Origin of the sequence: Streptomyces sp. RG80, assembly GCF_040446465.1 — a bacterium.
GTDB lineage: Bacteria > Actinomycetota > Actinomycetes > Streptomycetales > Streptomycetaceae > Streptomyces.
Map to the genome: position 1 here is coordinate 426,410 of NZ_JBEAAJ010000003.1, position 26,504 is coordinate 452,913.

Here is a 26,504-nt window from a genome sequence, read left to right on the forward strand (position 1 = left end):
GGCCGGCCGGCGAAAGCGGCGGCGCCGACGACCGCGCGCGCCGGGCACGGTGGCCGACCCGGACCCGCCGAGACACCTGCTCGACGCGCCGACGTCCCTGCCCGATGCGTCGGCGCACCGCTCGTCGACCCGTCGAAACCCCCCGCCACCCCCTCCCAAGCTTCCGCCGCCGCTTCGAAACCTCCGCCACACCCTCTCGACGTACCTGCCCGACCCATCGACCCCCCGCCCCCTCCCAAGCCTCCGCCGCCGCTTCGAAACCTCCGCCACACCCTCCGAAACCCCCGTCAACCGGCTCGCGCTGCCCCCGCTGTCCGGGCAGGATGCTGCCCGTAGTCCTTTCGCCCGCTCAGGGAGGCCCGGATGACCGGCAGTACGCCCGCGCCCTTCACCGCCGACGACTACCGGGCCCGCATGGCGCGTGCCGCCCGGGCGGCCGCCGACGCCGGACTCGCCGGGCTGCTCGTGGCACCCGGCCCGGACATGGTCTGGCTCACCGGCTACAGCCCGACCGCGGTCACCGAACGCCTCACTCTGCTGGTCCTCGCGCCCGGCCAGGACCCCGTGCTCGTCGTGCCCACCCTGGAGGCCCCGGACGCCGCGCACGCCACCGGCGCGTCCGCGCTGACCCTGCGCGACTGGACCGACGGCAAGGACCCCTACGCCGCCACCGCCGCCCTCCTCGACTCCGGCGGCCGGTTCGGGATCAGCGACAACGCCTGGGCGATGCATCTGCTCGGCCTGCAGAAGGCGCTGCCCGGTACGTCGTACGCCTCCCTCACCGACGCCCTGCCCATGCTGCGCGCCGTCAAGGACACGGCGGAACTGGAGCTGCTGGCGGCCGCGGGAGCAGCCGCCGACGCGACGTTCGAGGAGATCCGGAAGGTTCCCTTCGGCGGCCGCCGGGAGTCCGAGGTCGCCGCCGACCTCGCCGATCTGCTGCGCCGGTTCGGGCACGAGCAGGTCGACTTCACCATCGTCGCCTCGGGGCCCAACGGCGCCAACCCGCACCACGAGGTCGGCGACCGTGTCATCGAACACGGCGACATGGTCGTCCTCGACTTCGGCGGCCTCAAGGACGGCTACGGCTCCGACACCTCCCGCACCGTCCACGTCGGTGAGCCCAGCGACGAGGAACGCCGGGTCCACGACCTCGTGCGCGAGGCCCAGGAGGCGGGCTTCCGCGCGGTGCGGCCGGGCGTCGCCTGCCAGGAGGTCGACCGGGCCGCCCGCGAGGTCATCGCCGCCGCCGGGTACGGCGAGTACTTCATCCACCGCACCGGTCACGGCATCGGCGTCACCACGCACGAACCGCCCTACATGATCGAGGGCGAGGAGCAGCCCCTGGTCCCCGGTATGTGCTTCTCCGTGGAGCCCGGCGTCTATCTGCCCGGCCGTTTCGGAGTGCGCATCGAGGACATCGTCACCGTCACCGAGGACGGCGGGCGTCGGCTGAACGACACCAGCCGCGAGCTGGTCATAGTGGACTGAGCAGCCATCGGAGCCCCAGCACACCCCCGAGTGAGTACGGCGCGACCATGACCCAGGCACCGACACCCACCGCGGACACCGTCCGCCGGCTGGTCCGTTCCCTCCTCAAGGACGCTTCGAGCGGCGCCGGACCCGACGTCCGGCCCGTCGTCGAGAGCGCCGAGCCCGCCACCTGGTGGGTCGGCAGCCGCCATGTGCTGTGCCTGGCCCCCGACCGCGAGGCCGCCCTGCGCCAGCGCCGCGAACTGCGGCTGCGCGACCTCGTCCGGCCGCACGTCCCGGTCGCCGTCCCGACCAGCGTCGCGCACGGCGAGTGGGCGCCCGGTCTGACGTACACCCTCGACGCCCTGCTGCCCGGCGGCTCCGCGCGCGAGCACGACGTCTCCGCCGTCGGCGAGGCCGACCTGGCGGGGCTGCTCACCGGACTGCGCGAGGTGCCGGCCCGGCAGGCCGAGACCCTCGGCGTCCCGCGCACCGCCCCGCGCTCCCTGGAGGCACGGCGGCGCGCCGCCGGGAACGCCGCCGAACTCCTCGGAGCCGCGGACGAGTTCGACCCCGGCCGGCTGAACCAGTTCGGTCTGCCCGCCGCCGCCCAGCTCGTCGCACAGGCCGGCACCGCCGTCCTCGTCCACCACGGCCTCACCGGCGACCATCTCGTCGTCAGTGCCGACGGCCGGGTACGCGGAGTGCTCGGCTGGGCCGACGCGGTCGTCGGCGACCCCGCCGAGGACATCGCGGGGCTCGCCCTCGCCGTCGGATCGCCCGCGGCCGTCCGCGCCGCCACCCTCGCCGGCTACGGCGCCCGCCCCTGTCTGCGCGGCCTGTGGCTGGCCCGGTGCGACGCGGTGATCCGCCTCGCCGAACGTCTGGGGGGCCGCGGTACCACCCCGCTGCCGGAGCTGCGGCTCCAGCTCCGGCACGCCTGGGAGGCGATCCTGCTGGAGCGGGTCACGGAGCTGAGACCGGGCGAGGGGGAGGAGTAGCCGCCACGGCCCCCGGATCCGCGACGGCGCCGCTCACTCCTGGAGCAGCACCACGCACGACTCCCCGGGCACGTGCAGCACCCCGTCCGCACCGGGCCCCCGCACCGGCTCCCACGCGGCCAGCACACGCGCCTGACGGGGTCCCAGCGGGATCGCGGCGGGCTCCTTGGCCAGATTCACCGCCACCCGCACGTCCCCCCGCCGGAAGGCCAGCCAGCGGCTCCGCTCGTCGTACGCCACCTTCGTGTCGGCGAGGTCCGGGTCGGTGAGGTCGGCCTGCTCGTGGCGCAGCGCGAGGAGCTGCCGGTACCAGGCCAGCACGCGCGCGTGGGGCTCACGGTCGAGCTCGGACCAGTCCAGGCAGGAGCGGTCCCGGGTCGCCGGGTCCTGCGGATCGGGTACGTCCTCCTCCGCCCACCCGTGCGCGGCGAACTCCCGCCGCCTGCCCCGGCGTACGGCTTCCGCGAGCTCGGGGTCGGTGTGGTCGGTGAAGAACTGCCAGGGGGTGCCCGCCGCCCACTCCTCGCCCATGAACAGCATCGGCGTGAACGGCGCGGTCAGCGTCAGCGCCGCCGCGCAGGCCAGCAGGCCGGGGGAGAGGGACGCCGAAAGCCGGTCGCCCTGGGCGCGGTTGCCCACCTGGTCGTGGGTCTGGCTGTAGCCGAGCAGCCGGTGCGCGGCCACCCGTGACCGGTCCAGCGGACGCCCGTGACGGCGGCCCCGGAAGCTGGAGTACGTGCCGTCGTGGAAGTAGCCGCCGGTGAGCGTCTTCGCCAGCGCCGCCAAGGGGGCGCGCCCGAAGTCGGCGTAGTAGCCCTGGTCCTCGCCGGTCAGCGCGGTGTGCAGCGAGTGGTGGAAGTCGTCGTTCCACTGTGCGTGCAGCCCGAGGCCGTTCTCCTCGCGGGGCGTCACGAGACGGGGGTCGTTGAGGTCGGACTCGGCGGCCAGGAACAGCGGCCGGCCCACCTCGACGGCGAGCGCGTCCACCGCCGCGGACAGCTCTTCCAGGAAGTGGCACGCGCGCGTGTCCGCCAGCGCGTGCACCGCGTCCAGCCGCAGCCCGTCGATCCGGTAGTCCCGCAGCCACGCCAGCGCGCTGCCCACCAGATACGCCCGCACCTCGTCCGACCCCGGCGCGTCCAGGTTCACCGCGGACCCCCACGGCGTGTGATGGGTGTCCGTGAAGTACGGCCCGAACAGGGGCAGGTAGTTGCCGGACGGCCCCAGATGGTTGTGTACGACGTCCAGGACCACCCCGAGACCGAGCTCGTGCGCCCGGTCGACGAACCGTTTGAGTCCCTCGGGGCCGCCGTACGGTTCGTGCACGGCCCACAGCGAGACCCCCTCGTACCCCCAGCCGTGCCGGCCCGGGAAGGGGCACAAGGGCATCAACTCGACGTGGGTGACGCCCAGTTCGACCAGATGCCCGAGCCGCTCGGCGGCCGCGTCCAGCGTGCCCTCACGCGTGTACGTGCCCACGTGCAGCTCGTACAGCACCGCGCCCGGCAGTGGCCGTCCGGACCACTCGGCCCGCCAGGTGTACTGCCCCTGGTCGACGACCGCGCTCAGCCCGTCCGGGCCGTCGGGCTGCCGTCGTGAGCGCGGGTCCGGCAGGACGGGGCCGTCGTCCAGTGCGAAGCCGTACCGGGAGCCGTCCCGCGCCTCCGCCTCCCCGTGCCACCATCCGGCCCGTTCGGGATCGCGCTCCAACGCGCGCGTGGTGCCGTCGCACTGGAGCGTCACACGGTCGGTCTGCGGTGCCCACACCTCGAACTGCACGGACGGTTCCCCTTCGTCTGCTCACCGTGATGTAGCCCGTCCATGGTGCTTCAAACGAGATCGGTCCGCTTTTGAATGCGCCCTTTCGCGGCGGGTGTCGCGGCAGGTGGCGTCCGGTGCGCGGGTCGGCGGCCGTTCTCGCGTTTTCTGGACACCCGGCGTCCACTGCCCGACAATCACGAACGTGACGTCGTCCTTCGAGTTCAACACGTACCCCGCGCGGCTCTCCGACGCGGAGCGCGACCAGGCGCTGAAGGTGCTGCGTGACGGCGTCGCGATGGGACGGTTGTCGCACGACACGTTCATCCGGCGCATGGAGCTGGCGCTCGCCGCCCGCCGCTCGGACGAACTCGCCGCGCTCACCGCCGATCTGCCCTCCGAGAGCCGCTTGTCCCGGCTGGTCTTCGGCTCCGTGGAGGCGGTGTCCGGCTTCACCCAGCGGCTGCGGCGCGCCTGGCAGGCCGAGCGGCTGCCCAAGCTGCTGCTGCCCCACCCCGGCAACGGCTACCCGCTGCGCATCGGCCGCGACCCCGCCAACGGCCTCCGGCTGAGCCACGAGACGGTGTCCCGGGTGCACGCCGAGCTGAGCCGCCAAGGGGGCATGTGGGTGCTCCGGGACCTCGGTTCGACCAACGGCACGACGGTGAACGGACGGCGCGTCATCGGCGCCGCCGTGGTCCGCGAGGGCGACCAGATCGGCTTCGGTCGGATGTGGTTCCGGCTCTCCTCGAACTGAGCCCAACCTTAGCTCTGGCCTGGGGTTTACGTCCTGTCGAGGGCTCATATCCCTTTGCCGACGGCGGTGTTGACGTACCCCACAAGTCGTGACTCACTGTGCGTACACCATGCACATCAGGTGAACCGACGGCACCACATTTGTGGAGGTGTGCCCTGCCGCCACTCCTCCGCTACCCGACCGTCGACGAGCTGAGCGCCCGCGCGGCCGCGCTCGTCGCCCGCCACCCCCGCGACGCCCGACTCCGCAAGGTCGGCACGTCCCGCGCGGGCACACCGATGTGGCTGCTGTCCGTCGGCCACGGCACCCGCCAGGCCCTCGTCGTCGCCGGCCCGCACGCCAACGAGCCCGTGGGCGGCGGCACCGTCCTGCGGCTCGCCGAGCGCGCCCTCGCCGACCCCGCGCTCACCGAGGGCGCCGACGCCACCTGGAACCTCCTGCTCTGCCTCGACCCCGACGGCCTGCGCCGCAACGAGGGCTGGCTGCACGGCCCGTACACCCTCGGCAGACACTTCCGGAACTTCTTCCGGCCCGGCTTCCTGGAACAGCCCGAGTGGCTGCCCGACGGCGCCGACGCCGCCGCGCTGCCCGAGACCCGCGCCCTGCTCGACGTCCAGGACGAACTGCGGCCCTTCCTCCAGTGCTCCCTGCACGGCGTCGACGTGGGCGGCGGCTTCGTCGAGCTCACCCACGACCTTCCGGGCCTCGCGCGCCGCGTCGCCCAGCACGCCGCCCGCCTCGGCATCCCGCGCGAACTCGGCCCGTACGACACCCTGTACTGGCCGGTCCTCGGTCCCGCCGTCTTCCGTATCCCGCCACCGCGCCGGGGCGACCTGGCCGCGGCCATCACCGAGGCCGCCGTCGAGTCGACCTGGTACCACCCCTACCGGTACGGCACGGTGACCGCGATCGTCGAGGCGCCCATGTGGGGCGTGCCCGCCGTCGAGGACAACTCCCCGCCCACCGACGCGGCCGCCGTACTGCGCGCCATCAGCCGCACACTGCGCCACGACACCGGGCGCCTGGAACGGCTCTACACCCGCATCCGCCCCCATGTCGCCGCCGCCCCGGACGCGGCGCGTCTGCTCGCGCCGGTCGACGACTACTTACTGGTCTGCCCCGGCATCGCCGACTCCTGGGACCCCGACGTCGACAGCGCCGGCTCCCATCCGCTGCCGCCCCTCAGCGACGCCCACCTGGCCGCCCTGCGCATCTCCGGGCGACGCCTTGCGCTGCGCACCGCCGGGCTGCTGCACCAGCTCGTCACGGCCGCGGGGGCCGACCCGGCGGGCGCCCTGCCCGAACTGGACCGGCTCCTCGACGAGTGGTGCGCCGACTACCACGACAGCTGCGGGGCACGCTGGATCCCCGTCGCACGGCAGGTGGAGTACCAGGCGCGGGTGGTGCAGACCGTGTTCGAACTGGCCGGACGGCACGCGCGCGTGCGCTCCCGTTCGAGTGAGTCGGGGTGGGGATCCCAGACCGCCGTGCCGATGCACCTGGAATGAAGAACTGCACCGCAACCAAGGCCGTACGAGGAACCCTGCTCGCCGCGGCCGCCCTCCTCGTCGCGGGTACGACCTCCACGCAGGCGGCGCCCGAGGACTCCCGCACCGGCGACTGGCTCTTCCTCAGCGTCACCAAGGGCGACGCCCGGTCCAGCGACACACGCGGCACGCTGCTGCTGTGCGATCCGCCGCAGGGGCACGGGAAAGCCGCCGAGGCCTGCGCGGAACTGGAGGCGGTGGACGGCGACATCGCCGCGCTGCCGCCGAAGGACACCTACTGCCCGATGATCTACACCCCCGTCACCGCACACGCGCGTGGACAGTGGAACGGGCGGCCGGTCGACTACGCGGCGACCTTCTCCAACGGCTGTGTGATGGCCGGCCGGACCGGATCGGTGTTCGCGCTCGACAGCCCGGGCAGCCTCGGCCGCTGAGCCCGGCCGGTGGCGGCGGCGCTCACGCGGCCCGGTCGCGCGCGTGCAGCGCCGCCGCCACCACCGTGCGGGACTGGTGCTCGATCTGGTGCTCCAACGGCACCCAGCGGGCCCGGAAACGGTCCGCGAAGGCCTCGCTCCAGGCCGCCACGAGCCGCTCCAGACGCGGCGCCGCGCGATCGTCGTGCTCCAGCAGGACCCGCAGCAGCATCGCCGCCGCCCGCAGCGGCAGCCGGCGCGCGAACGCGTCCACGCTGCCCACGTACGCGCGCGTGTCGTCGGCGGGCGGGGTGTGCATCCAGTCCGCGGCGAGCCCCGGCACCAGCTCCAGACCCCACCTGGCGGCCCGCAGCAGCGGCCCGTCCAGGTCCGGCAGACGCGGCGTCGCGTCCGCGAGCACCCGCTCCACCAGCGTCGCGTCCCGCAGCAGCCGCCCCGCCAGGCGCCGCAGCGCCACCGCAGGGGCCGGATGCGGGGCCGGGTCGTCGACCAGGTCGCTCGCCCACATCGGCACCTCGACGATCGCGGTCAGACCGCCGTACCGATGCGCGTGGTACCAAGTGCTGTTGCGCGCGTCGTCCGGCATGCTCGGGTACGCCGCCCCCGCGCCCGGAGCGGGCATCACATGCACCCCGGGCCCCGACGCGGGCCAGCCCGCGGCGTCCGAGGCGCCCGTCTCCACCGGGATGTTCAACTCCGCCGCCGACTTGGCGAACGGCTCCGCGAGCCCCGGGATGTCCTTCGTCAACTGCACCCAGCTGCCGCCCAGATCGGTGCCGTGCAGGGTCACCTGGAGGTAGGGGCGCAGCTCGTCGATGACGCCGGTCAGGGCGCGGGTCTCCGGGGGCAGCCGGTCGGGCGGGAGCACCGACGGCGACCACTCCGGCTGCTCGTGGCCCGCGGGCCGGAAGAAGCCGAGGTGGTAGTCGAACAGGCTGCGCGGCGCCGGTGTGACATGCAGGCTCGCCCCGTCGGGGTCCGCGCACAGCAGGAAGTGCCAGGACGTGCCCCTCCGCAACTCCCGTTCGTTCAGCACGCGTTCGGCGACCGCGAGCAGGGTCGCGCCGCCCGCCGGCTCGTTGGAGTGGGCGCCGGCCACGACCAGCACGGCTCGTCGGGCGTGGCCCACGGACAGCAGCAGGAGAGGCCTGCCCGCCCGGGACCGGCCGACCTCCCGCAGGGCGCAGAGAGCGGGTCGCCGCGCGGCCAACGACCTTGCCGACGCGACGACTTCGGGCACTGAGGGGTAGCGCAGCTCCGGCAGGAGACTCACCCCCGACACATCCGACCGGCTTCGCAATCCGCAGTACCCCACGCCCTCTGTGAACTGTCAAGCACACCATGGGGGAGGCTCCAGGGGGCGCCCAGATGCATTTACCGCCAGCGGGAAAGACCGTTGGTGCCAGCAGGGGTGCCGGGGCCGGATGGGGCGCGGCGCGGGCCCCGGCGCACCCGTCCGGACCGGTCGAGCGGGCCCCGCACGGGGCGGAACGGGCACGCGCCGCCGTCCGTCGCCGCACGCCGGCCGCCCCACCCGTGCTCCGGGAGCGCACGCGGTCACGAGCCGGTGCCCCGGCGCCGCGCGTGGCGCACGGTGAAGCCGCGTACGCCCGGGGCGAGTTCGCGGACCCGATTCAGCCGTCCTGCGCCGCGACCCGTTCCAGCAACACCACCGGCAGCTCCTCGAAGAGCTCCGCCACGCGCGCGTGCCCGGTGAACTCCCGTCCCGGAGCCAGCACATCCCGCCACCGGCCCGCGGGCAGCGGCAGCACGGTCTCGCGCCAGCCGCCCCCCTCCGCCAGCCGCAGCGACAGCCGGGTGACGGCGGTGACGACCTCCCCGGAGCGCGCGAACGCCAGACAGTGGGCCGCCGCCGGGCCCTCGGCGGACAGCGGGGCGTACGTCGCCGCGTCACCGAAGCACGCCGGGCGCCGGGCGCGCAGGCGCAGCGCGGCCGCGGTCAGCGCGCCCTTCTCGCCGGGCTCCTCCGGAGGGAACCGCACCGGACGGCGGTTGTCCGGGTCCACCAGCGCGCGGTACTCGGCCTCCGTGCCCTGGTAGACGTCCGGCACCCCCGGCATCGTCAGATGGAGCAGCGCCGTACCGAGCATGTTCGCCCGGATGTTCGGCCCGAGCGCGCTCCGGAACGCCGCCACGTGCTCGCCCGGCGCCCCGCACGGCCCCGCCGCGACAAAGGCCGCCACCGCCTCCTCGTACGGCGGCTCCTGCTCCGTCCAGCTCGTGTACAGCCCCGCCTCCCGCACATGCTTCAGCAGCGCCTCACGCACCCGCTCCCCGTCCGCCGGGCCGAGCCCGAACACCGTCTGCCAGGCCGCCCAGGCCAGTTGCGCGTCCGGCACGCCCTCGCCGCTGCGCGTCACCTCGGCCAGGACGTCCGCCCAGCGCTCCGGGCACTCGGTGAGCACGGCGAGCGCCGCCCGCACGTCGGCGCTGCGCTTGGTGTCGTGCGTGGACACCGCGGTGCCGGTCGCCGGCCAGTCGCGCTGCACGCGCGCGCAGTACGCGTGGAACTCGTCCGGGGACACCGCCGGAGCGCCCGGATTCCCGCCCACCTCGGTCGCCGACAGCAGCGGCACATAGCGGTAGAACGCCGTGTCCTCCACGGACTTGGCCCGCAACGCCGACGAGGTCTGCGCGAACCTGGTCCCGAACTCCACGTGCTCGGGCCCGTCGCCCCACCGCCCCAGCAGCAGATCGCGGACCACGTCCACGGCCCCGGCCTCCTCGGGTACCACGAACGCCTGCCGGGCCTGTGCGGCGGCCTCCTCGGTGACGACCGACGCGGCGTCGACGGAACCGTAGGGCCGGTAGACCTCCATCCGGACCAGCAGCTCCTGGAGCGCGGTGCGCAGCGCCCACGGCGCGCGGTCGCGCAGGGCCGGCTCCGGGGACGTGGCGCACAGCCGGGCCGCCACCCGGGTCAGCCGCTCCATCTCGGCCGCGAGCTCGTGCGTGAGCACCTTGTACGCGGCCCGCCGCACCGTCGCCTCCCAGTGCCCGCCCCGGTCCGTCTGGGGGGCCGCGAACCGCCGGTACTGGCCGAGGAGTTCACCGAAGCCCGCCGGGTCCGTGAGCACCCCGTCGAGGTGCCGCAGGGCGTCGTAGCCGGTCGTGCCGGCCACCGGCCAGGAGGCCGGCAGCGGCTCCCCGTCCGCGAGGATCTTCTCCACCACCGTCCACCGGCCGCCGCTCGCCTCGTGCAGCCGCCGCAGATACGCGTCGGGGTCGGCGAGCCCGTCCGGATGGTCGATCCGCAGCCCCTCCACGACCCCCTCGTGCAGCAGCTGGAGGATCTTGGCGTGGGTGGCCTCGAACACCTCCGGATCCTCCACCCGCACCCCGATCAGCTCCGAGATGCTGAAGAAACGCCGGTAGTTGAGCTCGGTACGGGCCAGCCGCCACCACACCGGGCGGTACCACTGCGCGTCCAGCAACTGCGGCAGCGGCAGCTCCTCGGTGCCTTCGCGCAGCGGGAAGACGTGGTCGTGGTAGCGCAGGACGTCGCCGTCGACCCGCAGGTCACCGACGACCGAGCCGAGCGGGCCGCCCAGCACCGGCAGCAGCACCTGCCCTCCCTGCGCCTCCCAGTCGATGTCGAACCACCGCGCGTACGGCGACTTGGGGCCCTCCCGCAGCACCTCCCACAGGGCGCGGTTGTGGCGCGGGGCCATCGCCATGTGGTTCGGCACGATGTCCACGACCAGGCCGAGACCGTGCTCCCGCGCGGTACGGGCCAGCGCGCGCAGCCCGTCCTCGCCGCCCAGTTCGGCCCGCACGCGCGCGTGGTCCACGACGTCGTAGCCGTGCGAGGAGCCGGGGACGGCCTCCAGGACGGGGGACAGATGCAGATGCGAGACGCCGAGCCCGGCCAGATAGGGAACGGCCGCCGCCGCGGCGTGGAAGGGGAAGTCGGGCTGGAGCTGCAACCGGTACGTGGCCGTCGGCACCACCGGGTCGGGACGCTCAGGTGTCATGCAAACCTACGTACCCGCCCCGCCGCCTTTCGTGTCATCGCCCTCTGCACGGCCCCTCGCGCGCGTGGCTAGCTTCGAGCGATGGGGACCGTGGGACGCACCTATCGCGAGGTCATCGCGCTGACCGGACCGCTGCTGCCGGTCGTGTCCTTCCTGGGCAGGCTGCCGACGGCGACCGTCCAGTTCGGCAGTGTGCTGCTGGTCGCCCGCACGAGCGGCTCCCTGACCGCGGCGGGGCTGACCGGCGGCGCGCTCGCGCTGGGCCAGGTGGTCTGCGGCCCGCTGGTGGGCCGGCTCGCCGACCGGCACGGCCAGCGGACGGTCGTACTGGCCTTCTCCCTCGCCAACGCGCTCGCCGTCACCGCACTGGTGGCCGGAGCGCTGGCCCGACTGCCCACACCGCTGCTGGCCCTCCTCGGCACGGCGGCGGGCGCGACCGTACCGCTGATCGGGCCCCTGGGCCGCGCCCGCCTGATCGCCCTGGCCCGTCGCGCGAACGCCCCCGAGGCCACGGTGTCCACCGCGCTCTCCTTCGAGAGCACCCTCGACGAGATCTCCTTCGTCCTCGGCCCCGCCCTGGTCGGCCTCGCCGCGGTGCTGGCCCACCCGGCGTACGCGCTGGGCGCAGCCGCGCTGCTGGTGGCCGTATGCGGCAGCGGTTTCGCGCTCCATCCGACGGCGACGGTACGGGCGGGTCACGTCGGTACGGGTACGTCTCGACGCGCTGGTCCCGTGGAGACGCCGACGGTACGTCGCAACGGCCCCGTCCCGACGCCCGCGGTGCGACGACACGGTCCCGTCCCGACGTCCCCCGCCGGTGACACCGAGTCACGCCGCCCTCCCATGCCCCGCTCCGTCCACGCCCTCCGTGCCGCCCTCGCCCTCCAGGGAGCCATGTTCGGCGCCTGCCAAGCCGGCATCACCGCGCTCACCGAGCGGCTCGGGCAGGGCGACCAGGCGGGGCTCGTCTACGCCGCCATGGGAGTGATGAGCGCCGTCGCGGGCCTGTCGATGGCGGCCGTCCCCGCACGGATCGGCCTCAGGACACGCTGGCGGGCGGCCACCGCGGCGGCGTTCGCGCTGTCGCTGCCCCTGCTGTGGGCGGAGGGCCTGGGCGCCCTGTACGCGGTCGTGACCGTCCTGGGTGTCGCCTACGCGCCGCACCTCGTCACGGTGTTCGGGCTGACCGAGCGCGCGGTGCCGCCGGCGCGGCTCGCCGAGGCGATGGCCTTCGCGACGAGCGCCCTGGTCGGCGGTCAGGCCCTGGCGGTCGCCGGCACCGGGCGCCTCGCCGAGTCGTACGGCCCCGCCGCGGCCTTCGGCGCGGCGAGCCTGGCGGCCGCGCTCGCCTGTGCGATCGCACTGACGGCGCGGCCGACGTCGTACGCCCGGGAGGGCCGCGGCGCACCGCACGCGCGCGTGCCCACCGGCCGTCCCTAGACCGGCCGCTGCAACACCGTCATGCTCCGGTCCACCAGCGTCAGCCGGTCCCCGGCCCGCACCTTCGGTCCCGCGCCCGGTGGCTGCCCCTCCGTGCGGGCGGTGTCGACCACGACCTCCCACTGCCGGCCGTGGTTGACCGGCACCACGAAGTCCAAGGTCTTGTGGGAGGCGTTGAACATCAGCAGGAACGAGTCGTCGCTGATGCGCTCCCCGCGCGGGCCGGGCTCGGAGATCGCGTTGCCGTTGAGGAAGACCGACAGCGCCGACGCCCGCACTCGGTCCCAGTCCCGCTGGGTCATCTCCTCGCCCTCGGGGGTGAACCAGGCGATGTCCGACAGCTCGTCGTGGGTGCCCTCCACCAGCCGCCCGTGGAAGAAGCGCCGCCTGCGGAAGACCGGATGGTCCCGGCGCAGCCACACCATCGCGCGCGTGAAGGCCAGCAGATCGCCGAAGACCTCGCCCTCCTCCGGCCACTGCACCCAGGCCAGCTCGCTGTCCTGGCAGTAGGCGTTGTTGTTGCCGCGCTGGGTGCGGCCGAACTCGTCGCCGTGGCTGAGCATCGGCACGCCCTGGGAGAGCATCAGCGTCGCGATGAAGTTCCGCATCTGCCGGGCCCGCAGCTCCAGCACGTGCGGGTCGTCGGTGTCGCCCTCGGCCCCGCAGTTCCAGGACCGGTTGTGACTCTCGCCGTCCCGGTTCTCCTCGCCGTTGGCCATGTTGTGCTTGTCGTTGTACGACACGAGGTCGTGGAGGGTGAAACCGTCATGGCAGGTCACGAAGTTGATGGAGGCCAGCGGTCGCCGCCCGTCGTCCTGGTACAGGTCCGAGGAGCCGGTCAGCCGGGACGCGAACTCCGCGACCGCGCGCCGCTCGCCGCGCCACAGGTCGCGCACGGTGTCGCGGTACTTGCCGTTCCACTCGGTCCACAGCGGCGGGAAGTTGCCCACCTGGTAGCCGCCCTCGCCGACGTCCCACGGCTCGGCGATCAGCTTCACCTGCGAGACCACCGGGTCCTGCTGCACCAGGTCGAAGAACGACGACAGCCGGTCCACCTCGTGGAACTGCCGGGCCAGCGTCGCCGCGAGGTCGAAGCGGAAGCCGTCGACATGCATCTCGGTGACCCAGTAGCGCAACGAGTCCATGATCAGCTGGAGGACGTGCGGCGAGCGCATCAGCAGGGAGTTGCCGGTGCCCGTGGTGTCCATGTAGTAGCGCGGATCGTCCGTCAGCCGGTAGTACGACGGGTTGTCCAGGCCCCGGAAGGACAGCGTCGGACCCAGGTGGTTGCCCTCGGCGGTGTGGTTGTAGACCACGTCCAGGATGACCTCGATACCGGCCTCGTGCAGCGCCCGTACCGCCGACTTGAACTCCAGGACCTGCTGGCCGCGGTCGCCCCAGGAGGCGTACGCGTTGTGCGGGGCGAAGAAACCGATGGTGTTGTAGCCCCAGTAGTTGTTGAGGCCCATGTCCACCAGCCGGTGGTCGTTGACGAACTGATGGACCGGCATCAGCTCCAGCGCGGTCACGCCCAGCTCGGTGAGGTGCTCGATGACCGCCGGGTGCGCGAGGGCGGCGTAGGTCCCGCGGAGCTCCTCCGGCAGGCCCGGGTGGCGCATGGTGAGGCCCTTCACATGGGCCTCGTAGATCACCGTGTGGTGGTAGTCGGTGCGCGGGCGCCGGTCGTCGCCCCAGTCGAAGTACGGATTGACCACGACCGAGCTCATGGTGTGCGGGGCGGAGTCCAGGTCGTTGCGCTTCTCGGGCGCGTCGAAGTGGTAGCCGTAGACCTCCTCGCCCCACTGGATCGCCCCGCTGATCGCGCGCGCGTAGGGGTCCAGGAGCAGCTTCGCGGAGTTGCAGCGCTGTCCGCGCTCCGGGGCGTACGGGCCGTGCACCCTGAATCCGTAACGCTGACCCGGCATCACACCGGGCAGGTACGCGTGCCGGACGAACGCGTCGCTCTCTCGCAGCTCCACCGCCGTCTCCGAGCCGTCGTCGTGCAGCAGACACAGCTCTACTCGGTCCGCGGCCTCGGTGAAGACCGCGAAGTTGGTACCGGCGCCGTCGTACGTGGCACCGAGTGGATACGCCTCTCCAGGCCAGACCTGCATGGATACGACTCTTTCAGCTCGTGCTCGCCGCCGGGGCGCCTTGGCCCCGAGTCTCCCCGAAAGTGATGGAACCACCTATGACTTACGTCCCTCTTACCGATCGACCAGTGCACACGCGTGTACGCGCGTGGCACGACGTATCTGTGGGGCAATCACATACTCCCGTGGACCAGGGGGAGTAAGGGGAAGACGTGCGCGAAATAGTGCGCCGCCACCTTGGCAAGGTGGTGGCCGGTGCGGCCATAGCGGTGGCCTCCACCGCCGTGATGGTCGGAATCACCCTGCCGGGCACGGCCGGGGCCGACGAATCGGGAGGAACCGGCGCGGGCGGGGGGACGGCCGCCACGCAGCAGGAGGGGCAGGACGCCCAGGGCTCGGCAGCCGCCGCGCCGGGTGTCGTCGAGGAGGCCCCCGCCGAGGGCGACAAGGGCACGGGCCGCGACCCGCTGACCGACGACGAGATGGACCGGGTCGCCAAGATCGCCCTCAACCGGCAGCTGTTCAACGCCAGTGAGGACGTCGACGGGGACCGCGGCCCGCAGCAGCTCGGCATCGACCTCGCCGACCCCGAGGCGAACGAGCTGGACGACCCGAAGGCGCCGCGACGCGCCGACGTGACGTACTACGACTACAAGGACGACACCCTCGTCACCCGGACCGTCAACCTCGACACCGGCAGGGTCGAGGGGACCTCCACGAACCACGGCGTACAGCCGCCGCTGAGCCGGGACGAGACGACCGAGGCGGCCCGACTGCTGCTCGCCGACCCGCTGTCCGCGGGGCTGAAGGGCGACTTCAAGGACGCCACCGGCAAGGAGCTCACCTCGCCCGACCAGCTGCAGCTGAACAGCATGGTCTACCGGGCGAACCCGGGCGTCAGGCCCGCAGCACTCGCCGCCTGTGGCGAGCACCGCTGCGCGACGCTGACCCCGAAGGTCGTGAACGGGCCGTGGATCGACACCCGGGACCTGGTCATCGACCTGAGCACGCGCAAGGTCGTCGAGATCGACCGCGGCTGAGCCGTCGTCCGTTCACTTTTCCAACCTGCTCCTCCTGTAAGGGAGTCATTTCTTCATGCGCGTCAACAGAACGAGCCGTGCCCGCAGGCGGACGGCCCTGGGGCTCACCGTCGCCGCGCTCGCGGCCGGCGTGACCACCGGTGCGGGACCGGCCACCGCCCAGCCGAAGGCGGCCCCCGCCGCGGCGGCCGACTGCAGCACGGCCTACCAGATCGAGCAGAAGCTCGCCTCCGGCACGACCTGGCGGATGTGCTGGCGCTTCGAGAGCAAGGCCGGGATCGTCCTGGAGGACATCTCGTACCAGCCGCCCGGCGAGACCAAGCCGATCAAGGTCCTCAACAGCGCCCGGCTGGCCCAGATCCACGTGCCGTACGACGACGGCCGCAGCGAGTACAACGACCTGACGACGTACAACTTCGGCGACGGTCTGATGAACATGACCGCCGCGGAGTGCCCCGGCGGCACGATCAAGACGGTCAAGGTCAAGGACACGTCGTACTACCAGGACCCGAACATCAAGGGCCTGTGCACCACCACCAGGTCCCGCGGTCACGCCTACCGCTTCATGAACAGCAACCAGGACCAGAAGGTCTACCAGGCGCAGGGCAAGGACCTGCTGGTCTACACGGTCAACAAGGTCGACTGGTACGAGTACATCACCGAGTGGCGCTTCCAGGACGACGGCACCGTCCACATGAACGTCGGCGCCACCGGCAGCCTCTCGCCCTACGACTACGACGCCGGTGACGGCCGCAGCTGGCCGATCGGCAAGGGCGCCGCGGCCAAGGCGGACAGCCACAGCCACAACGTCTTCTGGAAGCTCGACTTCGCCCTCGACGGCTCCTCCAAGGCCAAGGTCGAGCAGTACGACTCGACGGTCAGCGCGCCGGCCGGCGCCGGCAACGGTCCGACCGCCAAGACCAAGCGCACCACGGTGACCAAGGAACTGGCGGGCGACAACAAGAACATGCGCTGGTGGCGCGTGGTGAGTTCGGCGGGCAAGAACAAGGACGGCCACCCGCGCTCCTACGAGCTCGTCCCCGGACCCAGCAGCAAGTACTCGGGTCGCCCCTTCACCAAGCACGACGTGTACTTCACCCAGTACAAGAAGTGCGAGAAGTACGCGAGCGAGAACCAGCCGGGCTGCGCCACCGGATCGGGTTCCTCCGTCGACAAGTTCGTGAACGGCCAGGCTCTCACCCAGCCCGTGGTCTGGATGAACATCGGCTTCCACCACATAGCCCGGGACGAGGACCAGCAGCCGATGCCGGTCCACTGGCAGGGCTTCTCCATCGCCCCGCGTGACGTGACGGCTATGAATCCGCTCACTCCCGCCGCCCTCGCCGGGCAGAACGGCGACTGGAACCGCGGTAGTTGAGAAACGACCCTGTCCATCCGGCTGCACCGCCGACCGCTCCCGGAGTACCCTTCCTTGATCGTTGGGTGGGGCGAGACCCCCGGGGTGCTCGGGGGAGCGGAAGGCGGTGCGCGGGTGGGCTCGGGAGGGCTGGAGTTGCCCCCTGGTGACGAGGGTCACGAGGGGAACTCCGCAGACGTCCCGCCCGGCACGGTGTCGCTGGCACGGCCCATGGACGCCGCCGGTTCCATCGGGCCGGAGCTGGACTGGGACGCCGACGCCTGGCGCGAGGTGCGTACGCGCGCCCAGCGGGCCGGCCGGGCCTACATCTGGCTGAACCTCGTCGAACAGCGGTTGCGCGCGGTCGTGGCCGCTGTTCTGCGTCCCATCTACGAACCCGTCCACGGCGACGAGTGGGTGGTCGCCGCCGCCGGTCCCGCGGGACAGGAATGGGTGCAGCGGGCGGTCGCGGTACGCGAAGTCAGCCGCCGCAAGGGCTACTTGCTCGACCCCGCCGACGACAACGTCCTGAGCTTCCTCACGTTGCCGCAGCTGCGCGAGCTGATGGTGCAGCACTGGCCGTGCTTCGAGCCCTACTTCGACGAGCGCCGGGACGTCGAACTCGCCCTGGACGAACTGGAAGTGACCCGCAACGTCGTCTCCCGGAACAGGGCCCTGTCCGAGGCGGTCCTCGGCCAGGCCGAGCGGGCCTCCGCGAAACTCCTCGAGATACTCGGTGCCGGCGGCGACGTGCCGTCCGCACGCCGGCTGCCCGTGGACGCGGTCGAGGACCTCGTCGGCGACCGGTACGCGGACGTGGTCGCCGTCCACCCCGACCGGGTGCGGCTGCTACGGCAGTTCCCCGCCGAGGACATCTTCGGAGGCGCCCGCCGCCTCGACGCCGTCGGCATCGGCCTCAACCTCCTCGTGCAGAACTTCTCCGGCCGCCGTCTGGTGCGGCTCGCCGAGGCCGGCTGCCGGGTGCGGCTGCTGTTCCTCAACCCGGCCTCCAGCGCCGTCAAGCGGCGCGAGCGGGAACTCGGCCTGAAACGCGGCGAGTTGAGCCGGTCCGTCGAGATGAACATCCTGCACATGCGCCGGGTGCGATCCCGGCTGCGCGACCCGGGCGCCTTCGAGATCCAGGTCTACGACGAGACACCCCGCTGCACCGCCTACCTGGTGGACGGGGACGGCGCGGACGGGGTCGCCGTCGTGCAGTCGTACCTGAGACGGTCGCGCGGCATGGAAGCGCCGGTGCTGGTGCTGCGCAACGGGAACAAAGTGGTCAAGCCGGGCGAGATCGACGAGAGCGGGCTCTTCCCGACCTACCGCGAGGAGTTCGAGACGTCTTGGGCCGATTCGCGGCCGGTGTCCTGAAAGCTCCTGGCGCGGCGGGTAAGTGGAACGCGGTCCTCTGATTGTCAGTGGCGCATGGGATCGTGGAGACCACTGGGGGAAAGCACCACCAAGAAGGGGGGCCGCCCATGGGCTGGCACCAGGAGCTGCTGATCGGCTTCGACCTGGAGACGACCGGAACCGATCCGCGCGAGGCGCGCATCGTCACGGGGGCCGTGATCGAGGTCAGGGCGGGGCAGCCCATAGGGCACCGCGAGTGGCTGGCCGATCCGGGCGTGGAGATCCCGGCGGACGCGGTGGCGGTCCACGGGATCAGCAACGAACGCGCGGCCGCCGAGGGCCGCCCCGCGGACCAGGTCGCGGACGCCATCGCCGACGTCCTCGCGACGTACTGGAAGACGGGCGTCCCGGTCGTCGCCTATAACGCGGCCTTCGACCTGACGCTGCTCTCGGCGGAGCTGCGCCGCCACGGTCTGCCCTCGCTGCGCGACCGCCTGGGCGGCCGCGACCCGGCCCCGGTCGTCGACCCGTACACGATCGACCGCTCCGTCGACCGCTACCGCCGAGGCAAGCGCAACCTCGAAGCCGTCTGCACCGAGTACGGAGTCCCGCTCGACGCCGCGCACAACGCCTCGGCCGACGCCCTCGCCGCGGCCCGGCTCGCCGGCGCGATAGCCGACCGGCACCCCAAGATCGCCTCCCTCGGCCCGGCGGAACTGCACCGCCGGCAGATCGAGTGGTACGCGCAGTGGGCGGCGGACTTCCAGAGCTTCCTGCGCCGCAAGGGGGAGGCCGACGCGGTGGTGGACGGGACCTGGCCGCTCAGGGAGTTGGCGGACGAGACGGTGTGACCCTTCGGGGCGATGGGCTCAGAACGGATACCACCGCACCGTCTCGTCCCCGTCCCGCAAAGACGCCACCCGACGCTCGAACTCGGCCAGTGCCTCCGGGTTGCTCGGCGCGTGCTGGGCCACCCAGGCGCAGCTCGCCGTCTCCCGGGCGCCCCGGAGCACCGAGCAGCCCTCCCACTCGCGTACGTCCCAGCCGTAGGCCTCGGTGAAGTTGTCGTAGGCCGCCGCGGGCAGCCCGTAGCGATCGCGGGAGAGGGCCATCACCACCAGGTCGTGCTCGCGCAGGTCGGCCGAGAAGGTCTCCAGGTCCACCAGGACCGGACCGTCGGGGCCGATGTGCACATTGCGGGGGAGAGCGTCGCCGTGGATCGGGCCGGGCGGCAGATGCGGGGTGAGCGCGGCGGCGGCCGCCGCGAAGCCGTCCCGGCGCTGTCGGAGGTAGGCCGCGTCGGCTGGGTCGATCGCCTCGCCCGCGAGCCGCAGCCAGCGTTCCACACCGCCCAGCAGCTCCCGGGGCGGCAGCTCGAAGGAGGGGGAGGGCAGAGCGTGGACCACCCGTAGGAGTTCGGCCAAATCCCGCGGCTCGGCGGGTCGTACGGGATCGGGCAGCCGGTGCCACACCGTCACCGGGTGCCCCTCGACGAGCAGCGCCTTCGGCTCGGCCGCCCGCACCGCCGGTACGCCCGCCTCGGCGAGCCACGTCGCGATGTCCAGCTCCCGGCGCGCCCGGTCCAGCAACTCGGCGTCCCGGCCCACCTTGACGGCCAGGTCACCGGCGGCGAACACCGCGTTCTCGCCCAGCGCGAGCAGCCGCGCCCCCTCGGCCGGCCCGGGCAGCACGCCCGCCGCGGCCAGCACGTCCCGCGCCCGTGCCTCGTCCATCGTCCGCCTCCGTGTCCTCGACCCAGCCCGTACCGGATGTCCCGGATGCGCCGATGTGCTCGTGCACACGGCGTCGACTTCCCGCCATCCAGCGGCCAGTCTCGCATTCGTACAGGTCGGAGCGTGTGCGCGGTGCCTTGACGACCCATAACCCCTTCACGACCATGACGGAGGCCCACCGGGGCCGTACGGTCACGAACCGCGCGAAGGAGCCGATCACGTGACGACGGTGACCGCGAGCAAGCGGTCGACGCGGGGCGCGCCGGGCGCCGACGGAGGCCGGCGGACGCTGGACCGCGGGGCCTGGTTCCTGGTGCTGCCCGCGCTGATCCCGATCCTGGTGCTGAGCGTCGGCCCGCTGCTCTACGGCATCCTCCTGGCCTTCACCGACTCCCAGTCGGGCCGGACCCGGTCCACCCAGTGGATCGGCACGCTCAACTTCCAGGACCTGCTGCACGACACCCTGTTCTGGGAGTCGTTCCGGATCGGCCTGGTCTGGGCCGTCGGGGTGACCGTGCCGCAGTTCCTGCTCGCGCTCGGCCTCGCCCTGCTGCTCAACCAGGACCTGCGCCTGCGCTGGCTGGCCCGCGCCCTGGCGATCATCCCGTGGGCCATGCCCGAGGTCGTCGTCGGCGTCATGTGGCGCCTCGTCTACAACCCGGACGCCGGCGTCCTCAACGAGACCCTGCGCGACCTCGGCCTCGGCGACGGCCGCGACTGGCTCAGCGGCCTGGCCACCGCCCTGCCCGCCGTCATCGTGGTCGGCATCTGGGCCGGCATGCCGACCACCACGGTCGCCCTGCTCGCCGGCCTGCAGAACACCCCGCGCGAACTGCACGAGGCGGCGGCGGTCGACGGGGCCGGCGCGTGGCGGCGTTTTCGGACGGTCACCTGGCCCGCCCTCAGGCCGGTCGCCCTCGCCATGGTCGCGCTCAACCTGATCTGGAACTTCAACTCCTTCGCCCTGGTCTACGTGCTCACCAGCGGCGGCCCCGGCGGCCGGACCCGGCTGCCGATGCTCTTCGCCTACGAAGAGGCCTTCCGCTACGGCCAGTTCGGCTACGCGGCGGCCATGGGATGTGTGATGGTCGCAGTGATCTCCCTCTGCCTCGCCGTCTTCCTCGTCGGCCGGATCAGGGGAGGTGACGAGGCATGAGGACCAGCACCACGGGCCGCGTCGGACAGTATCTCGCCCTGCTCGGGTATCTCGTCTTCCTCGCCTTCCCGTTCCTCTGGCTGATCTCCACCGCCTTCAAGTCGCCCCGGGAACTGGGCAGTCTGCACCCCACCTGGATCCCCGAGGACCCCACCCTCGACAACTTCCGGCAGGCCTTCGACGAACAGCCGCTGCTGCGCGCCGCCGGCAACTCCCTGCTCGCCGCACTCGGCGCCGCCCTGATCGCCGTACTGATCGCGACCCCACTGGCCTACGTCATGGCCCGGCGCCGCACCCTGCTCGCGCGGGCGGCGACCGGCTGGGTGGTGGTCAGCCAGGCCTTCCCGCTGGTGCTGGTGATCATCCCGCTGTTCCTGGTGCTGAAGAACCTCCAGCTGATCAACTCGCTGTTCGGGCTGGTGCTGGTCTACGTCGTCTGGTCGCTGCCGTTCGCGCTGTGGATGCTCGTCGGATACGTCCGCGCGGTGCCCGCCGAACTGGAGGAGGCGGCGGCCGTCGACGGGGCCGGGCGCCTCAGGACACTGGTGTCGGTGACCGCGCCGCTGCTGGCACCGGGCATCGTGGCGACGGCGCTGTTCGCCTTCATCACCGCGTGGAACGAGTTCTTCTTCGCGCTGGTCCTGCTGAAGACCCCGGAGAAACAGACCCTGCCGGTCGTCCTCACCCACTTCATCGGCGCGGAGGGCGTCGCCGACCTGGGCCCGCTGGCCGCCGCCGCGTTCCTGGCGACCCTGCCCTCACTGATCGTCTTCGCGATCATCCAGCGACGGATCACGGGCGGCATGCTCGCCGGGGCGGTGAAGAGCTGATGCGTACGAGAGCGATCCTCGCCCTGTGTCTGACCCTGCTGCTCGCCGCCTGCACCGGCGGTGGCGGCGACACCGGCACCGCCGGCAAGATCACCCTCCGGTTCCAGTCGCTGGCCTGGCAGGAGGAGTCCGTCGAGGCGAACCAGCAGCTGGTGAAGGAGTGGAACGCGACCCACCCGGACATCGAGGTCGAGTACGTCCAGGGCAGTTGGGACAGCGTCCACGACCAGCTCCTGACCTCCTTCGAGGGCGGCGAGGCGCCGGACATCATCCACGACGCCTCCGACGACCTCGCGGACTTCGCCTACGGCGGCTATCTCGCCGACCTGACCGACCTGCTGCCCGCCCGCCTCAAGTCCGACATCCCGCAGCGCAGTTGGGAGACGGCGACCTTCGGGGACGGCGTCTACGGCGTGCCCTTCCTCCAGGAACCGCGGGTGCTGATCGCCAACGCCAAGTGGCTGAGGGAGTCCGGCGTACGGATCCCGACGCCCGACGACCCCTGGAGCTGGGCGGAGTTCCGGCGGATCACCGACGAGCTGAGCGGGGATGGCAGGTACGGCGTCGCCTGGCCGCTCAAGGAGCCCGTCTCGGCCACCCTCAACCTGTCGCTGTCGGCGGGCGGGCAGCTCTTCCACCGGGACGGCGACGGCAAGGTGACGATCCGGTTCGAGGAAGGCGACCAGGTCGTGCCACGCACCATCCACGACCAGGCGAACACCGACCACAGCGCCTCGCCCACCACCCTGGGCAGCGGCGGCTCGGACACCCTGCCCGGCTTCTTCGGCGGCAAGTACGCGATGGTCCCGCTCGGCTTCTCCTACCGCCAGCAGATCGTGCAGCAGGCGCCGAAGGGCTTCGACTGGCAGGTCCTGCCCGCCCCGGCCGGCGCCGACGGACTCAGCCAGGGCGTCAGCCCGCAGACCCTGTCGGTCGCCGAGGACAGCCCCCACAAGAAGGAGGCCGCCCGGTTCATCGACTTCCTGCTCCAGCCGAAGAACATGGTCCGCCTCGCCCTGGGGGACTGGATGCTGCCCACCGGCACCGAGGCGCTCAAGGACCCGGCCCTGCGCACGGACAAGGACGACTGGGCGACCGGCACCGCCCTCGCCGACGGGCTGCGCTCGGCGCCCGCGCAGTCCGTCCGGGGCTACCCCGAGTGGAAGGACAAGGTCGCCACCCCCGCCTTCCAGGAGTACTACAGCGGGGCGATCTCACTCGACGAGCTGCGTGAGCGGCTGGAGAAGGACGGCAATCTGGTGCTCGCCCGCTATCAGCGCTGAGGTACAAGCGCTGCGGAAATTCGGTTGTCGCCGCCCACGGTCCGCGCCTAGCGTGCCGTCCGTGGGAGCCTGCAACGCGATCAACATCTCCGGTCACGGCCGGGGCAGCACGTACTCCGTTCGGGAGCGTGCCGGCCTCGGTGCCCTGACCGGCTGAGGGACACCGTCCGCTGACGCGCATCCGTCCGCGGCCTCTCCTTCTTCTCTCTTCCTCTGTCTTCCGGTCGGGGCCTTCGTCTGCCCGTTTCCCGATCACGGAAGACAAGGACCGCAGGCCATGGCCCGCCCTCCGCGCGTTTCCCGCGCCCTCTCGCAGAACTTCCTGACCGATCGCGCGGCTGCCGCACGCCTCGCCGAACTCGCCGTCCCCCGCCTTCGGCAGAGCCCTCTGCTGCTCGAAGTCGGCGCGGGAAAAGGTGCGTTGACCGATCTGCTCGCCCCGCGCTGCCGGGAGCTGCGCGCCTACGAGATCGATCCGCGACTCCTGCCCGCGCTGCGGACCCGGTTCGCCCGACTGCCCCACGTGCACGTCGTCGCCGGGGACTTCCTCGCCGCCCGCCCGCCCCGTACGCCCTTCTCCGTCGCGGGCAACGTGCCCTTCTCGCGCACCGCGGACATCGTCGACTGGTGTCTGCGCGCACCCGCCCTCACCGACGCCACGCTCCTCACCCAGCTCGAGTACGCCCGCAAACGCACCGGGGACTACGGCACTTGGACGCGGCTGACGATCCTGTCCTGGCCCCGTCACGAGTGGCGGCTGGTCGGGCGGGTCGGCCGGAACAGCTTCAGGCCCGTGCCGCGCGTGGACGCCGGGATCGTGCGCATCGAGCGGCGGCGCACGCCGCTGCTCGACGCGGGCGCCCACGAAGGCTGGCGGCGGCTGGTGGAGCTGGGCTTCTCCGGGGTCGGCGGCTCGCTGCACGCGTCCCTGCGTCGGGAGCACCCGAGGCGGCGGGTCGACGCGGCGTTCCGATGGGCGTGCCTGGACCCGCGCGCGCTCGTCGGCGAGGTCCCTCCGGGGGCGTGGCTGAGGCTGCACGAGGTGTTGGGATCATGAAAAGAGGTTGCACGAGACGTCTCGTCTCGTTTACTGTCTTCGACATGACCACTCCCGCACACATCGCCATGTTCTCCATCGCCGCCCACGGCCACGTGAACCCGAACCTGGAGGTGATCCGGGAGCTCGTCGCCCGCGGCCACCGCGTCACCTACGCGATCCCGCCGGTGTTCGCGGACAAGGTCGCCGCCACCGGCGCCGAGCCCAGACTCTGGAACTCCACCCTGCCCGGCCCCGGTGCCGACCCGGAGGCCTGGGGCAGCACCCTGCTGGACAACGTCGAACCGTTCCTCGCCGACGCGATCCAGGCACTGCCCCAGCTGATCGAGGCCTACGACGGGGACGAGCCCGACCTCGTCCTGCACGACGTCACCTCCTACCCGGCGCGCGTCCTCGCCCACCGCTGGGGCGTGCCCGCCGTCTCGCTCTCGCCGAACCTCGTCGCCTGGGAGGGCTACGAACAGGAGGTCGCCGAGCCGATGTGGGCCGAACCCAGGAAGACCGAACGGGGACAGGCGTACTACGCCCGCTTCCACGCCTGGCTGGAGGAGAACGGCGTGACCCAGCACCCCGACGACTTCGCCGGCCGGCCCGCACGGTCGATCGTCCTGATCCCCAAGGCGCTTCAGCCGCACGCCGATCGCGTCGACGAGACCACGTACAGCTTCGTCGGCGCCTGCCAGGGCGACCGCACCGGGGAGGGGGACTGGCAGCGGCCCGCGGGCGCCGAGAAGGTGGTGCTCGTGTCGCTCGGATCCACCTTCACCAAGCAGCCCGGCTTCTACCGGGAGTGCGTGCGGGCCTTCGGTGAGCTGCCCGGCTGGCACCTGGTGCTCCAGATCGGGCGGAACGTGGACCCGGCCGAACTGGGCGAGCTGCCCGACAACGTCGAAGTACGGTCCTGGGTACCGCAGTTGGCCGTGCTCCAGCAGGCCGACCTGTTCGTCACGCACGCCGGCGCCGGCGGCAGCCAGGAGGGTCTGGCCACCGCCACGCCGATGATCGCCGTACCGCAGGCCGTGGACCAGTTCGGCAACGCCGACATGCTCCAGGCGCTCGGCGTCGCCCGCCACGTCCCCACGGAGGAGGCCACCGCCGACATCCTGCGCGCCACGGCCCTCGCCCTCGTGGACGACCCCGAGGTCGCCCGGAAGCTGAAGGACATCCAGGCCGACATGGCCCACGAGGGCGGCACCAAGCGGGCAGCCGACCTCATCGAGGCCGAACTGGCAGCCCGCTAGAGGTAGTTCGGGGTGTCGAGGCGTGCCTTGTAGACGATCGCCCCGTTGCGCGCGCGAGCGACCCCGCTCACGTTGAAGTGGACGTACTTGGTGCCGAAGGCGTTGCCGCCCTCCACGGCACCCGTCCACATCTGCTCGCCGGACGAGTGATGGACGTAGGACTTCACCAGCCGGCGGCTGTGCAGCGGGGCGCTCTCGCTCATGCTCGCCTTGTCGACGGCGTACACCCCGTAGGTGTCCGTGACGAGCAGCCGGCCGGGGTTCTGGTAGTCCGGCTGGAGGTCGTGGGCGCGGGTGAAGGTGTCCAGGCGGCGGTCGGTGTCCTCGACGAGTCTGGCCGTACCGCCCGTCGTCACGATCCGGTACGCCGTCAGCCGCTTGCCGCCCGCCACCCACATCCGCTCCAGCTGCGGATCCCACAGCAGGCCGTGCGCCTGGTGGAACGGGATCGGGTCGCCGGCCCTCACCAATGAGCTGCTGTGACTGTTCGTGGGCCGGAAGACATGCAGACTGCCGCCCGTCGCCGTGCCGCCGCCGCTGCCGTGGCTGCGGCCCGCGACCACCACCACCCCGGTGCCGCGGGCCCGTTCGATGGCGTGCGGATAGTTCGGCACGTTCGCCTGCCACAGCTTCGCCTTGTCGGAGCGACGGTAGATGCTCGCCGTACCGCTCGTCGGTGTGCCCGTCACGGCCAGCAGGATCCGGCCGTCGCCGTTGGTGTCGCGGAACCGGTGTTCCATGGGATGGCCCGAACCGGCCGGGTTCAGCGACCACTTGATGTTGGCGTCGGTGAACGGCTTGTTGCGGTCGAAGAGGAAGATCCTCCCCGAAGTGACGTCCCCGATGAGGACGTTGAACTGCGCCGGCGCCGCGCTCGCCGGTCCGGCCGTCAGCAGCCCGGCGGCCGGAGCGGCCACCGCCCCCGCCACCACGCCCTTCAGCAGACTCCGCCTGTCCATGTGCGGTCCTTCCCCCCGTGACCCGAACCGGGT

At 72.3% G+C, this 26,504-nt stretch carries 20 protein-coding genes and 1 pseudogene; 15 read left to right on the top strand and 6 right to left on the bottom strand.

The features are described from left to right. Positions 1-363 precede the first annotated feature (363 nt). Together ABKA17_RS12035 and ABKA17_RS12040 are read left to right on the top strand one after the other, a co-directional pair. The gene (locus tag ABKA17_RS12035) at positions 364-1,491 is read left to right on the top strand and encodes an aminopeptidase P family protein (RefSeq protein WP_353691961.1); all 1,128 of its coding nucleotides are present in this window, start codon (positions 364-366) and stop codon (positions 1,489-1,491) included. 47 nt (positions 1,492-1,538) lie between these two features. Continuing rightward, positions 1,539-2,474, top strand: coding sequence for an aminoglycoside phosphotransferase family protein (locus ABKA17_RS12040; RefSeq protein WP_353691962.1), 936 nt, complete (start codon positions 1,539-1,541; stop codon positions 2,472-2,474). Positions 2,475-2,507: 33 nt separating this feature from the next. Here ABKA17_RS12040 and treZ read toward each other — a convergent pair whose 3' ends face one another. Continuing rightward, positions 2,508-4,253, bottom strand: a complete 1,746-nt coding sequence (gene treZ / locus ABKA17_RS12045) for a malto-oligosyltrehalose trehalohydrolase (RefSeq protein ID WP_353691963.1) — start codon at positions 4,251-4,253, stop codon at positions 2,508-2,510. A gap of 184 nt (positions 4,254-4,437) precedes the next feature. On the opposite strand from treZ, the gene ABKA17_RS12050 reads away from it, so the two are divergent. From ABKA17_RS12050 to ABKA17_RS12060, 3 genes are all read left to right on the top strand, one after another. Beyond that, entirely contained in the window at positions 4,438-4,989 is a 552-nt protein-coding gene (locus tag ABKA17_RS12050) for an FHA domain-containing protein (RefSeq protein WP_353691964.1), read from the top strand. Between the two features lie 140 nt (positions 4,990-5,129). Then, positions 5,130-6,497, top strand: coding sequence for a M14 family zinc carboxypeptidase (locus ABKA17_RS12055; protein WP_353691965.1), 1,368 nt, complete (start codon positions 5,130-5,132; stop codon positions 6,495-6,497). Further along, on the top strand, positions 6,494-6,931 hold the full coding sequence (locus ABKA17_RS12060) for an SSI family serine proteinase inhibitor (protein WP_353691966.1): 438 nt from the start codon (positions 6,494-6,496) through the stop codon (positions 6,929-6,931). The genes ABKA17_RS12055 and ABKA17_RS12060 overlap by 4 nt, the downstream gene beginning before the upstream one ends. A gap of 22 nt (positions 6,932-6,953) precedes the next feature. Here the strand turns inward: ABKA17_RS12060 and ABKA17_RS12065 are convergent, their stop codons facing one another. Both ABKA17_RS12065 and treY read right to left on the bottom strand, forming a co-directional pair. Then, a complete protein-coding gene (locus ABKA17_RS12065) occupies positions 6,954-8,204 on the bottom strand; it encodes a M14 family zinc carboxypeptidase (RefSeq protein WP_353691967.1) in 1,251 nt (416 codons plus the stop codon). A 361-nt stretch (positions 8,205-8,565) separates the two neighbouring features. After that, positions 8,566-10,926 carry a malto-oligosyltrehalose synthase gene (treY, locus tag ABKA17_RS12070; protein WP_353691968.1) on the bottom strand — a complete coding sequence of 787 codons (2,361 nt, stop codon included), beginning with the start codon at positions 10,924-10,926 and terminating at the stop codon, positions 8,566-8,568. A gap of 81 nt (positions 10,927-11,007) precedes the next feature. On the opposite strand from treY, the gene ABKA17_RS12075 reads away from it, so the two are divergent. Continuing rightward, complete coding sequence (locus ABKA17_RS12075) at positions 11,008-12,366, top strand: MFS transporter (RefSeq protein WP_353691969.1); 1,359 nt, start codon at positions 11,008-11,010, stop codon at positions 12,364-12,366. On the opposite strand, the gene glgX is transcribed toward ABKA17_RS12075, so the two are convergent. After that, positions 12,363-14,480 carry a glycogen debranching protein GlgX gene (gene glgX / locus ABKA17_RS12080; protein WP_353691970.1) on the bottom strand — a complete coding sequence of 706 codons (2,118 nt, stop codon included), beginning with the start codon at positions 14,478-14,480 and terminating at the stop codon, positions 12,363-12,365. The two genes, ABKA17_RS12075 and glgX, sit on opposite strands and share 4 nt — an antisense overlap. A 191-nt stretch (positions 14,481-14,671) precedes the next feature. Between glgX and ABKA17_RS12085 the strand changes: the two genes are divergently transcribed. The 4 genes from ABKA17_RS12085 to ABKA17_RS12100 all read left to right on the top strand — a co-directional run bounded on the left by ABKA17_RS12085 (position 14,672) and on the right by ABKA17_RS12100 (position 19,063). Beyond that, complete coding sequence (locus ABKA17_RS12085; protein ID WP_353691971.1) at positions 14,672-15,499, top strand: Tat pathway signal sequence domain protein; 828 nt, start codon at positions 14,672-14,674, stop codon at positions 15,497-15,499. A gap of 55 nt (positions 15,500-15,554) precedes the next feature. After that, on the top strand, positions 15,555-16,877 hold the full coding sequence (locus tag ABKA17_RS12090) for a copper amine oxidase (RefSeq protein ID WP_353691972.1): 1,323 nt from the start codon (positions 15,555-15,557) through the stop codon (positions 16,875-16,877). 114 nt (positions 16,878-16,991) lie between these two features. Beyond that, complete coding sequence (locus tag ABKA17_RS12095; RefSeq protein WP_353692327.1) at positions 16,992-18,233, top strand: DUF5919 domain-containing protein; 1,242 nt, start codon at positions 16,992-16,994, stop codon at positions 18,231-18,233. 107 nt (positions 18,234-18,340) lie between these two features. Beyond that, positions 18,341-19,063 (top strand): 3'-5' exonuclease, encoded by a 723-nt coding sequence (locus ABKA17_RS12100; RefSeq protein ID WP_353691973.1) that lies wholly within the window; start codon positions 18,341-18,343, stop codon positions 19,061-19,063. 18 nt (positions 19,064-19,081) lie between these two features. Here ABKA17_RS12100 and ABKA17_RS12105 read toward each other — a convergent pair whose 3' ends face one another. After that, positions 19,082-19,945 (bottom strand): phosphotransferase enzyme family protein, encoded by an 864-nt coding sequence (locus tag ABKA17_RS12105; protein ID WP_353691974.1) that lies wholly within the window; start codon positions 19,943-19,945, stop codon positions 19,082-19,084. Positions 19,946-20,165: 220 nt separating this feature from the next. On the opposite strand from ABKA17_RS12105, the gene ABKA17_RS12110 reads away from it, so the two are divergent. From ABKA17_RS12110 to mgt, 5 genes and pseudogenes are all read left to right on the top strand, one after another. Beyond that, positions 20,166-21,101, top strand: coding sequence for a carbohydrate ABC transporter permease (locus tag ABKA17_RS12110; protein WP_353691975.1), 936 nt, complete (start codon positions 20,166-20,168; stop codon positions 21,099-21,101). Further along, positions 21,098-21,931 carry a carbohydrate ABC transporter permease gene (locus tag ABKA17_RS12115; RefSeq protein WP_353691976.1) on the top strand — a complete coding sequence of 278 codons (834 nt, stop codon included), beginning with the start codon at positions 21,098-21,100 and terminating at the stop codon, positions 21,929-21,931. Before ABKA17_RS12110 ends, ABKA17_RS12115 begins: the two co-directional genes overlap by 4 nt. Beyond that, positions 21,931-23,214 carry an ABC transporter substrate-binding protein gene (locus ABKA17_RS12120; RefSeq protein WP_353691977.1) on the top strand — a complete coding sequence of 428 codons (1,284 nt, stop codon included), beginning with the start codon at positions 21,931-21,933 and terminating at the stop codon, positions 23,212-23,214. The genes ABKA17_RS12115 and ABKA17_RS12120 overlap by 1 nt, the downstream gene beginning before the upstream one ends. 277 nt (positions 23,215-23,491) lie before the next feature. Next, positions 23,492-24,271 carry an ErmE/ErmH/ErmO/ErmR family 23S rRNA (adenine(2058)-N(6))-methyltransferase gene (gene erm, locus ABKA17_RS12125; RefSeq protein ID WP_353691978.1) on the top strand — a complete coding sequence of 260 codons (780 nt, stop codon included), beginning with the start codon at positions 23,492-23,494 and terminating at the stop codon, positions 24,269-24,271. A 7-nt stretch (positions 24,272-24,278) separates the two neighbouring features. Further along, positions 24,279-25,512 (top strand): annotated as a pseudogene (gene mgt / locus ABKA17_RS12130) (macrolide-inactivating glycosyltransferase). On the opposite strand, the gene ABKA17_RS12135 reads toward mgt, so the two are convergent. Then, positions 25,509-26,471 (bottom strand): hypothetical protein, encoded by a 963-nt coding sequence (locus ABKA17_RS12135; protein WP_353691979.1) that lies wholly within the window; start codon positions 26,469-26,471, stop codon positions 25,509-25,511. The pseudogene mgt and the gene ABKA17_RS12135 sit on opposite strands and share 4 nt — an antisense overlap. Between the last annotated feature and the right edge of the window lie 33 nt (positions 26,472-26,504).